The sequence below is a fragment of the Methylobacterium mesophilicum genome, from assembly GCF_022179445.1.
Taxonomy (GTDB): domain Bacteria; phylum Pseudomonadota; class Alphaproteobacteria; order Rhizobiales; family Beijerinckiaceae; genus Methylobacterium; species Methylobacterium mesophilicum.
Genome location: NZ_BPQU01000029.1, coordinates 53,153 through 63,661 on the forward strand (window position 1 = coordinate 53,153; position 10,509 = coordinate 63,661).

At 70.5% G+C, this 10,509-nt stretch carries 10 protein-coding genes; 4 read left to right on the forward strand and 6 right to left on the reverse strand.

Annotated elements, in window-relative coordinates:
- Positions 1–15: 15 nt before the first annotated feature.
- The 6 genes from lipA to MFF40_RS22625 all read right to left on the reverse strand — a co-directional run bounded on the left by lipA (position 16) and on the right by MFF40_RS22625 (position 6,799).
- A complete protein-coding gene (gene lipA, locus MFF40_RS22600) occupies positions 16–1,023 on the reverse strand; it encodes a lipoyl synthase (protein WP_147855391.1) in 1,008 nt (335 codons plus the stop codon).
- A 128-nt stretch (positions 1,024–1,151) separates the two neighbouring features.
- Positions 1,152–1,883: an MIP/aquaporin family protein gene (locus MFF40_RS22605; RefSeq protein WP_147855390.1), complete on the reverse strand. Its 732-nt coding sequence runs from the start codon at positions 1,881–1,883 to the stop codon at positions 1,152–1,154.
- 303 nt (positions 1,884–2,186) lie between these two features.
- Positions 2,187–3,692, reverse strand: a complete 1,506-nt coding sequence (gene glpK / locus MFF40_RS22610) for a glycerol kinase GlpK (RefSeq protein ID WP_147898714.1) — start codon at positions 3,690–3,692, stop codon at positions 2,187–2,189.
- Positions 3,693–3,748: 56 nt separating this feature from the next.
- Positions 3,749–5,281 (reverse strand): glycerol-3-phosphate dehydrogenase, encoded by a 1,533-nt coding sequence (glpD, locus tag MFF40_RS22615; protein ID WP_147898713.1) that lies wholly within the window; start codon positions 5,279–5,281, stop codon positions 3,749–3,751.
- A gap of 85 nt (positions 5,282–5,366) precedes the next feature.
- Positions 5,367–6,188, reverse strand: coding sequence for a DeoR/GlpR family DNA-binding transcription regulator (locus MFF40_RS22620; protein WP_147898712.1), 822 nt, complete (start codon positions 6,186–6,188; stop codon positions 5,367–5,369).
- A 362-nt stretch (positions 6,189–6,550) separates the two neighbouring features.
- Positions 6,551–6,799, reverse strand: a complete 249-nt coding sequence (locus tag MFF40_RS22625; protein ID WP_147857686.1) for a hypothetical protein — start codon at positions 6,797–6,799, stop codon at positions 6,551–6,553.
- A 209-nt stretch (positions 6,800–7,008) separates the two neighbouring features.
- On the opposite strand from MFF40_RS22625, the gene MFF40_RS22630 reads away from it, so the two are divergent.
- The 4 genes from MFF40_RS22630 to MFF40_RS22645 form a co-directional block, all read left to right on the forward strand.
- Positions 7,009–7,503, forward strand: coding sequence for a chemotaxis protein CheW (locus tag MFF40_RS22630; protein ID WP_147898710.1), 495 nt, complete (start codon positions 7,009–7,011; stop codon positions 7,501–7,503).
- A 7-nt stretch (positions 7,504–7,510) separates the two neighbouring features.
- Positions 7,511–9,016 carry a CheR family methyltransferase gene (locus tag MFF40_RS22635; RefSeq protein ID WP_238262308.1) on the forward strand — a complete coding sequence of 502 codons (1,506 nt, stop codon included), beginning with the start codon at positions 7,511–7,513 and terminating at the stop codon, positions 9,014–9,016.
- Positions 9,016–9,624 (forward strand): chemotaxis protein CheW, encoded by a 609-nt coding sequence (locus MFF40_RS22640; protein ID WP_147897871.1) that lies wholly within the window; start codon positions 9,016–9,018, stop codon positions 9,622–9,624. Before MFF40_RS22635 ends, MFF40_RS22640 begins: the two co-directional genes overlap by 1 nt.
- 41 nt (positions 9,625–9,665) lie before the next feature.
- Positions 9,666–10,509, forward strand: an 844-nt coding sequence (locus tag MFF40_RS22645; RefSeq protein WP_238262310.1) for a HAMP domain-containing protein, incomplete at its 3' end; no start/stop codon positions are given.

Sequence of the window (10,509 nt, forward strand, 5' to 3'; positions counted from 1 at the left end):
TCTGTTCCGACGTGCTCAGGCCGAGAGGGCGGGGGCGTGCGAAGGGGCATGCGAGGCAGCATGCTTGGCGAGCCGGGCCGCCTGCAGCTTGGAAAAGTCCTCGCCGGCATGGTGCGACGAGCGGGTGAGCGGCGTGGCCGAGACCAGCAGGAAGCCCTTTGCGTAGGCGGTGGTCTCGTAGGTCTTGAACTCGTCGGGCGGCACGAAGCGCACGACCTCATGATGCTTCTTGGACGGCTGCAGGTACTGGCCGATGGTCAGGAAGTCGACCTCGGCCGAGCGCAGATCGTCCATCAGCTGGAGCACTTCGTTGCGTTCCTCGCCGAGCCCGACCATGATACCGGACTTGGTAAAGATGGTCGGGTCGAGTTCCTTCACCCGCTGCAGCAGGCGCACCGAGTGGAAGTAGCGGGCGCCCGGCCGCACCGTGAGGTACTTGGCCGGCACCGTCTCAAGGTTGTGGTTGAACACGTCGGGCTTGGCCGCGACGACGACCTCCAGGGCCCCGTCCTTACGCAGGAAGTCGGGGGTGAGGATCTCCACCGTGGTGCCGGGGCTCGCCCGACGGATCGCCGCGATGGTCCGGGCGAAATGCTGGGCGCCGCCGTCCTTCAGGTCGTCCCGGTCCACCGAGGTGATCACCACGTGGTGCAGGCCGAGCTTGGCCACCGAGTCGCCGATCTTCTCGGGCTCGCGCTGATCCAGGGCGTCGGGCAGGCCGGTGCGGACGTTGCAGAAGGCGCAGGCCCGCGTGCAGGTGTCGCCCATGATCATGAAGGTGGCGTGCCGCTTCTCCCAGCACTCGCCGATATTGGGGCAGCCGGCCTCCTCGCAGACCGTGACGAGGCCGTGCTCGCGCACGATCTTCTGGGTCTCGGTCCAGGCCTTGGAGCCTGGCGCCTTGACCCGGATCCAGTCCGGCTTCTTGGCCTGGACGGGCTGGTCCGGCCGGTGCGCCTTCTCGGGGTGGCGCAGGCGCGCGGAGCGCGGATCGTTCTTCAGGATATCGAGGACGATGGCCATGCCACACCGCGGGGAAGCGCCCGGGGGCGCGGTCGGTCAATAGAGACTGACTTAAGGCGCCCGGCCCCGCGCCGCAAACCACCGCGACGCCGGGACGCCATGCGGTGGTTGAGGATGCCGCGTTTCCGTCAGATCCCGAGCACCCGCACGAGCAGGCCGGCCAGTGCCGCCCCGATCACCGGGCCGCCCACCGGAACCAGCGCGTAGCCCCAGTCGGACGCGCCCTTTCCGGCGATCGGCAGGACCGCGTGGGCGATGCGCGGCCCGAGATCGCGAGCGGGGTTGATGGCGTAGCCGGTTGTGCCGCCGAGCGAGAGGCCGACGCCCCAGACCAGCATGCCGACCATGTAGGGCGCGACTCCCCGCGGGATCGCCCCGGAGGCGCCCAGCGTGTTGGTCACCAGCGCCGAGATGGTCAGGATCAGGAAGAAGGTGGCGATGATCTCGGAGGTCCAGTTGGCCTTGGCGTCCCGGATCGCCGGCCCGGTGCAGAAGCAGGCAAGCTTCAGGTCCTGCTCGGGAGTCGCCGCCCAGTGCGGCAGGTAGTGCAGCCAGACGATCGCCGCGCCCGCGAAGGCGCCGAGCATCTGGGCCGGGATGTAGACGGCGAGCTTCGAGACATCGCCGGAGCTGACGGCGCCCGCCACGGTCACGGCCGGGTTGAGATGCGCGTCCGGGCTGCCGGTGGCGGTGGCGACGAAGATCCCGGCGAGCACCGCGAAGGCCCAGCCGGCGGTGATCGCGATCCAGCCGGCGTTCTCCGCCTTGGATCGCTTGAGCAGGGCGCCGGCGACGACGCCGTCTCCCAGCACGATCAACGTCATCGTGCCGAGGAATTCACCCAGGAATGGCGACGTCATGGTCTGGTCTCCCCCAAAGGTCGTCTTGTTACGAAAGTCTTCTTTTTTGAGGTTTTGCCGTCCTCGACCTCAGGCTTCGGTCGAGGGTCGGAACATCTTTTTCAAAAGGTCTGCGACCCAGCCCTTTAAGGTGTTTGATCTGGATGCCAGGATCTCGATCCATGGCTGTCACGTATCGAAAGAGCCGCGTGTTTCCCCTCCCCACAAGGGGGAGGAGAGCGCGTCTGGTCGGTGTTCCCGCACTTCCGGAAACACCTTGTACGGGCTGGGCTGGAGCCCTTTCGGACCCCGGGACCGGCCCGCTCAATCCTCGTCGAGCTTCCAGTCGAAGGAGCGCTGCACCGCCCGGCCCCAGGCGGCGGCGATCTTTTCGCGCTGGCCGGCATCCATCTTCGGGGTCCAGCGCTTGTCGACGCCCCAGTTGCGCTTGAGGTCGTCGAGGCCCTTCCAGTAGCCGACCGCGAGGCCGGCCGCGTAGGCGGCGCCGAGCGCCGTGGTCTCGGAGACCTTCGGGCGCACCACCGGCACGTCGAGCATGTCGGCCTGGAACTGCATCAGCGTGTTGTTGGCGACCATGCCGCCATCGGCCCGCAGCTCCTTGACGGGAATGCCGGAATCCTTGGCCATGGCGTCCAGCACCTCGTGGGTCTGGAAGGCGGTCGCCTCCAGAACCGAGCGGGCGATGTGTCCGCGGTTGACGTAGCGGGTCAGGCCGATGATCAGGCCGCGGGCGCCCTCGTTCCAGTGCGGCGCGTAGAGGCCCGAGAAGGCCGGCACGAAGTAGACGCCGCCATTGTCCTCGACCGTGGTGGCCAGCGTCTCGACCTCGGCCGAATCCTTGATCATGTGGAGGTTGTCGCGCAGCCACTGCACCAGGGCGCCGGTGATCGCGATCGAGCCCTCCAGGGCGTAGGCCGGCTTCTCGCCGTCGAGGCGGTAGGCCAGGGTCGTGACCAGGCCGGCCTTGGACGGGACCGGCTCGGTGCCGGTGTTCATCAGCGCGAAGCAGCCGGTGCCGTAGGTGTTCTTGGCCTCGCCGGGTGCGAAGCAGGTCTGCCCGAACAGCGCCGCCTGCTGGTCGCCCAGGATGCCGGCGATCGGCACGCCCGCGAACGGCGCCTTGGTCTCGCCGTAGACCTCGCTCGACGAGACGATTCTGGGGAGCATCGCCTTCGGGATGCCGAAGACGCTCAGCATGCCGTCGTCCCATTCCAGGGTCTTCAGCGACATCAACTGCGTGCGGCTGGCATTGGTCACGTCGGTGACGTGCAGCCCGCCCTCGGTGCCGCCGGTGAGGTTCCAGACCAGCCAGGTGTCGATGTTGCCGAACAGCACGTCGCCGGCCTCGGCCCGCTCCCGGGCGCCGTCGACATGGTCGAGCAGCCAGCGCAGCTTGAGACCCGAAAAATAGCTCGCCAGCGGCAGGCCGGTGAGGTCGCGGAACCGGTCGCGGCCGCCGTCGCGGGCGAATTCGGAGACCAGCCGGTCGTTGCGGGTATCCTGCCAGACCAGGGCGTTGTGCAGCGGCTTGCCGGTGCGCCGGTCCCAGATCAGCGTGGTCTCGCGCTGGTTGGTGATGCCGACGGCCGCGAGGTCGGTGGGCTGGAGGCCGGCCTTGTCCAGGGCCTCGCGCATCACACCCTGGGTCTTCGTCCAGATCTCGGCGGCGTCGTGCTCGACATGTCCAGGAGCCGGATAGATCTGCGCGTGCTCGGCCTGGGCCAGCGCGATCACGCTGCCCTCGCGATCGAACACCATGAAGCGGCTGCTCGTGGTGCCCTGGTCGATGGCCCCGACGTAACGGCTCATCGTTCCCTCCCTGAGTTATGTCCGACCGGTCTCGCGCCGGATCGGGTTCGGCAAGATCATGCTGCCTCGGCCCTGCGGTCGAGGTACGCGGTAAGCCGCGCGGCGCTCTCGGGGCCGGTGCGCAGGCCAAGCTTCGAGCGGCGCCAGAGGATGTCCTCGGCGGTGACCGCCCATTCCGCGACGCGCAGGTAATCGACCTCGGCCGCCGTGAGGCCACCGTCGAACACCTCGCCGAGATCCGCCATGGATTGCGCGGTCCCGACGATCTCGCGCGTCTTGGTCCCGTAGGCGCGGGCGAGGCGCCGCGCGGTCTCGGTAGGCAGGAACGGCTTTTCCGCCTGGAGCTTGGCGAGGAAAGAATCGAAGTCCGCGTCCGGCATGGCGCCGCCGGGCAGCACCGCCTCGCCGGTCCAGGCCGGCTTGAGGCCGGGGAAGAACGGCTTGAGCTTCTCGATCGCGTGCTCGGCCAGCCGCCGATACGTGGTGATCTTGCCGCCGAACACCGACAGAACCGCCGCCCTGCCGCCCTGGTCCTCCACGTCGAGGACGTAGTCGCGGGTCACCGCGGAGGCGTTCTCGGCCGCGTCGTCGTAGAGCGGGCGGACGCCCGAATAGCTCCAGACCACGTCGGCCGGGGTGATGCGCGTGTCGAACGAGCGGTTGATGCAGCCGCAGAGGTAGTCGGTCTCCTCGGGGGAGATCGAGACCGGCCCGGGCTCGCCGTCATAGGGCACGTCGGTGGTGCCGATCAGCGTGAAGTCGCGCTCGTAGGGGATCGCGAAGATGATGCGCTTGTCGGGCTGCTGCAGGATATAGGCCTGGTCCCCCGGGAACAGGCGCTTCACCACGATGTGGCTGCCCTTGATCAGACGGACCGCTGCGCGGCTGTTGATGCCGAGCGTGCCGCCCAGCGTCGCACTCACCCACGGGCCTGCGGCGTTGACCACGGCCTTGGCCCGTATGGTCCGCTCGCCGCCGCCGCGCTCGTCGCGGAGCGTCGCGACCCAGCCGTCTCCGTCGCGCCGGGCCGAGACGACGCCCGTGCGGGTCAGCACCGTGGCGCCGCGCTCGCGGGCATCCATGGCGTTGAGCACGACCAAGCGGCTGTCCTCGACCCAGCAGTCGGAATAGACGAAGCCCTTGGTCAGCCGCTTTTGCAGCGGCGCGCCGTAGGGCGAACTGCGCAGGTTCACGGACTTGGAGCCCGGCAGGGTCCGCAGCCGCGCGAGATGGTCATACAGGAACAGGCCGAGCCGCAGCATCCAGGCCGGGCGCAGGCCCTCATCGTGGGGCAGAACGAAGCGCAGGGGCCAGATCACGTGGGGGGCCTGGCGCAGCAGCCGCTCGCGCTCGGCCAGGGCTTCGCGGACGAGGCGGAACTCGTAATATTCGAGGTAGCGCAGGCCTCCATGGATCAGCTTCGTCGAGGACGAGGAGGTGAAGCCGGCCAGATCCCCGCGCTCGGCCAGCAGGACCGACAGGCCGCGGCCCGCCGCGTCGCGTGCGATCCCGGTGCCGTTGATGCCGCCGCCGATGATGAGAAGATCGTAGGCGTCGGACGGCTCGCGCTGGCGCTGTGCAGCCGGCATTGTTCCTCCTCTCCCGCCCTCGATGGCAGGTTGAGGACATATTGAGCCGCCTGCAGATTTTCGCAAGCGAAAAAATGCGTGTTCGTTACGGTTCGCCCACGTTGTCCGCCACCGCCAGGGTCACACCCTGGCGCTCGATCATCGCGACGACGTCCGGGGGCGGCATCCGGTCGGTGAAGAACGTGTCGACCTGATCCAGGCGCCCGACCTGCACCATCGGCCTCCGGGTGAACTTGGTATGATCCGCCACCAGGAAGGTCTTGCGGGCATGGGCCAGGATGGTCTGCGTCGCCCGCACCTCCTCGTAATCGTAGTCGAGCAGCGCGCCGTCGGCATCGATCCCGCTGATGCCGATCACCGCCACGTCGACCCGGAACTGGCTGAGCGTGTCGCAGGTGAGCTGACCCAGTACCGCGCCGTCGCGGTTGCGCACGGTGCCGCCAGCCACGACGATGTGGAATTCCGTGGCCTCGGCGAGCGACAGCGCGACGTTGAGGTTGTTGGTGATGACGCTGAGGTCGTCGTGCCGGGTCAATTCCCGGGCCACCGCCTCGGGGGTCGTGCCGATGTTGACGAAGACCGAGCAGTGGGATGGGATCCGGCTCGCTGCCAACCGGCCGATCCGGGTCTTTTCCGGCAGCAGGGTCACCCGGCGGTCGGCGTAGTCGATGTTCTCGACGCTGGACGGGAGCCCGCCCCCGCCCCGGTAGCGCTCCAGCCGCCCCTCCGCGCTCAGCTCGTTGAGGTCGCGCCGGATCGTCTGGACGGTGACGCCGAACTGCGCGGCGAGCGCCTCGATGGTGACGAAGCCCCGCTGGCGCACGGACGCCACGATGGCGCTGCGCCGTCCCTCGACGCCGGACACCTCGACCCTGTCCTCGGATCTCCGGTCGAGCGGTCGTGACATCAAAACTCCTGGCGTTTCCCGCTCCGCGCGGGCGCAGATGTTCGTTTTCGAACATCTTATGGGTGTGGCGGCTTTCGCGAGAGAGTGAACCGGCTCGGGCGGTGGGGCAACCGGATCGCGGCGCTGCGGATTCGGATTCGCACAGGCGGCGGGTGTGCCGCAGGCACCTCCCTCGTCGGACCATGGAGTTCGGCTAGCCACACGCGTCGTCTCCCTACCCCGCAAAGGGGGGAAGGGTGGGCGCATGTCATAGTCGAAGAGGATCGTTTGAAAGGCGTCCGAGACACCAACAAAAAAGGCCTGCCGCGAGTGCGACAGGCCCGTTCGTCCGGGTGACGCCGCCATGCGGCGTCCCGGCGTGATCACATCTGGTGGTGACGCATCCGGCGGTGATGCTTCATCATCCGCTTGTGCTTCATGCGCTTGCGCATCATCGGGCGCTCGACCGGAGCGGCACCGCGCTCCATGGCGGCGGCTTCGCCGGCGCGCTCCATTCCGCCGCGGGGACCGCCCGCCTGGGCGCCGGAGGAGTTGTAGGGCGAGTTGCCCTGGGCGTACGCGGAGCCCGCGAGCAGCGTCAGCGACGCGGCGGCCAACAGAAGTTTCCTCATGATCAATCCCTGGGCGTAGACAGTCGCAGGCGAGGCGCCACCCGTCGTCTGGGTCGAGCCGCTGCGTCGGAAAATAAGCGGCTAAGAGGAGACTTGGTTCCCCGATCCCGCGTTTGGGAGGCGAATGATTGCTTGCCGGGGTCCGAGCGCCTATCTCGCGGCCTGTCCAGACGCGACGGCGACCGGGATGCGTGCGGGAGGGGGCGGCTTTGGCCAGCAGCGGTTCGGCCTATCTGCTCCTGGATGTCGCCGGAACGCCCTGCGCCCTGCCGCGCGCGGCGGTGTCCGAGATCCTGCCCCTGCCGGACCTGCACAATCCCCCCGCCACGGGCGGCTGGCTCGCCGGCTTCCTCAATCTCGGCGGCGCGCCGATCCCGGTGATCGATCTGGCCCCGCTGCTCGGCCTGCGCCCCGCGGCGTCCGCGCCGGGCCTCTACGCGCATCTCGTGCTGACCCGCGACGACGCGGTCGCCTACCTCGTCGATCGCGCCGCCGACCTCGTAATCGTCCCGGATTCCGCGATCCGGCCGGCCGAGGAGACCGGGACGCTCAACGGCTGCGTGGCCGCCGAACTCGTGATCGGCGACCGCCTGGTGCACGCCCTGGCGCCCGAGGGCCTGCTGACCGCGCAGGAACGGGCCCGGGTCGCGGCCCTGACGCGGGCCGCCGCCGAGCGCCTCGCCGCCCTGCCGCCCTCCGCCTGATCCCACGATGGCGCGCCACGTTCCGCCCCGCCCCGATCCGGGCGACGACTCCGCCTACGCTGCCCTGAAGGCGCGCATCATCGCCCGCACGGGCCACCATTATTACATCGACAAGGACGAACTCCTGATCGAGCGCCTGCGCCGGCGCTTCCGGGCCACCGCCATCGCCGACTGCGCCGCCTACGGCGCCCTGCTGGCCGACCGCTCCCGGGGCGAGGCGGAATGGGCCTGCCTGGAGGCCGAGATCACCGTCGGCGAGACCTTCTTCTTCCGCTACGCCGAGCAGTTCCAGGCCCTGCGCCAGACGATCCTGCCGGCGCTGATCGCGGCCCGCAGCCATGACCGCACCCTGCGGATCTGGAGCGCCGGCTGCTCGACTGGCGCGGAGCCCTATTCCCTGGCGATCCTGGTCCGCGAGGCCCTGGGGGACGCCCTGCTCGACTGGCGGATCGCGATCCTCGGCACCGATATCAGCGTCGAGGCGCTGGCGACCGCCCGGGCCGCCGAGTACGGGCGCTGGGCGTTGCGCACCATGCCGCCGGAGGAGCGGCTGCGCTATTTCACGCGCCTGCCCCCCGCCCCCGGGATCCGCCGCGAGGGCGGCTACGCCCTGCGGCCGGAGTTCCGCGCGCTGGTGCGGTTCGAGCGCGGCAACCTCCTGAACCTCATCGAGCCCAAGACCCCGCCGGGCGAGGGGTACGACCTGATCCTCTGCCGCAACGTGCTGATCTATTTCGAGGCCGAGACGGTGGCCGCGGTGGTGCGCGGCCTCGGGCGCAGGCTCCGGCCGGACGGCTGGCTGCTGCTGGGCCATGCCGAGCCGAACCCGACCTTCTCTGGGTTCCTCGATCCCGTAAGCCTGCCCGGGACCGTCGCCTACCGGCGCCTGGCCGACGCGGTGCAGCCGCCCGCGCCCCGGCCGCTCCCCCCGGCGGCCGAGCCGGAACCCCGCCCCCGACCGATCGAGGAACCGCACGGGGCACTTGAGACCGTGGTGGCGACCCTGGCGCAGCCGCGCCCGCCCGCGGTGGAGGTGGCCGAGCGTCCCCCTATCGATGTCGAGGCCGCCGACCCGGACGCGCCGGCCGGCGACCTCGCCCGCATCCGCGCGCTCGCCGATGCCGGGGAGACAGGCGCCGCCTGGCGGGTCCTGCGCGGCGCCCTGGTGCGCGATCCGACCGATCCGGCCCTGCGCTTCTACGAGGGCCTGCTCGCCCGTACCCTCGGCCGGGACGATGAAGCCGAGCGCGCGCTGCGGGCGGCGCTCTACCTCGACCGGGGCTTCGTGATGGCCCATTACCATCTCGGGCTGCTGCTGATCGGGCTCGGCAGGCCCGGCGAGGCGGCCCGCGCCCTCGACAACGCCATCGCGTTGAGCCAAGCCCTCGGGCCGAACACGCTCCTGCTCGAGGGCGATGGCGCCGCGGCCTCCGAGATCGCCGCCGGTGCCGCCGCCGCCCGCGCCGGGCTCGGGCCGGATCGTGGCCCTGACAGCGGCATCGGGAGCTCCTGATGGAAGCGCAGCCGAGTGCGCCGGATCGCGGCGGGCGCCCCAAGTCCGACCGGACGTTGCCCGACCGGGCGTTCAAGCCCGAACGGGACCTGAGGGCCGAGCGCGCCGCGGCGCTGGCCCGGCGCACTCTCGCCTCGGCCGGGCCGGAGGCCGGTATCGACCACCTCGTCTGCGCCTGCGGGTCCGAGCGCTACGGGCTGCCGCTCGCCGCGGTGGCGCAGGTGCTGCCGATGCGCCCCTGCACGCCGATGCCCGGGGCGGTGCCGGCGCTGCTCGGCCTGATCGCGCTGTCGGGCCGGATCGTCGGCGTCCTGGGGCTCGCCCGGGCGCTGGGCCGGCCGGAAGCCCCGCCCGAGGGGGAGCGCGGGGGCGGGCATCTCGTCGTGCTGCGCGGCGGCCCGACCCAACCCGTCGCCCTGGCGGTCGACCGGGTGCTGGGCATCGCCGCCGCTCCGGGCGCTTCCGCCGCCGGGCCGGCGGAGGATGCCGATCCGGCCGGATTGGGAAACGCCGCCGCTTCGGGTTATGCCCCCGCCTCGGCCGGCGACGGCCGACCGGATTTCGTCGTCGTCGACCTTCCCCGCCTCCTGCGCCGCGTGCTGCCCTAAAATCCCGTTCGCGCCCCCCTCCACCGGAGCCAGCCCCGACCGTGACGTTCTCGATCGGAAGACGCATCCTCCTCGGCTTCGTAGCGGTCACCGTGGTGATCGTGGCGCTCGGCTTCTACGCGCTGGAGCAGATCGGGGCGGTGCGCGACACCACCGACGCCATCGTTCGGCGCGACATGGCGGTGCTGCGCCAGCTCGACGACCTCGGCAACCAGGCCCGGGACCTCGGGCTCCTGCGCCGTAGCGCCGTGATCGCGATGCTGTCGCAGGCGCAAGGTCGGCCGACGCGCCCCGACGACACCGTGACGACCTGGCGCCGGACCGCCGCCCAGATCGAGAGCGGCCTGGCTGCCACGATGCAACTGGCCGGCGAATACCGGACCCAGTCGATAACCACCGAGCGCAACGCCGTCTGGGACCGGATCGCCAATGCGGCGGCGGAGGTGCAGCGCTCGTTCCGGGAGGTGCGGAGCGTCAGCGAGGCGCAGTTCGCCGCCATCGCCCGGCAGGACGTCGCCGGGGTCGAGGCGCGCAACGACGAGATCAGCCGGCTGCAGGCGCCGTTCCTGGGCGGCATCACGAACCTGCGCACCCTGCTCGACGGCGGCATGGCCCTGGGGCAGCGCGCGGCCCACGAGGTCTACGAGCGCTCGCGCCTGTCGATCTACCTGACGCTGGCCGCCGCCGTGCTGCTGGCGATCATCGTCACCTGGCTGATCCGGCAGGCGGTGGTGCGCCCGCTGGAGACCGTGATGGGCTTCGTCGAGCGGGTCGGCGACGGCGACCTCTCGGGGCGGCTCGACATGCGGGGCGGCGACGAGATCGCCCGTCTGGGGCGGACGCTGAACGCGATGGTGGACAACCTGTCCGACCTCGCCCGCACGA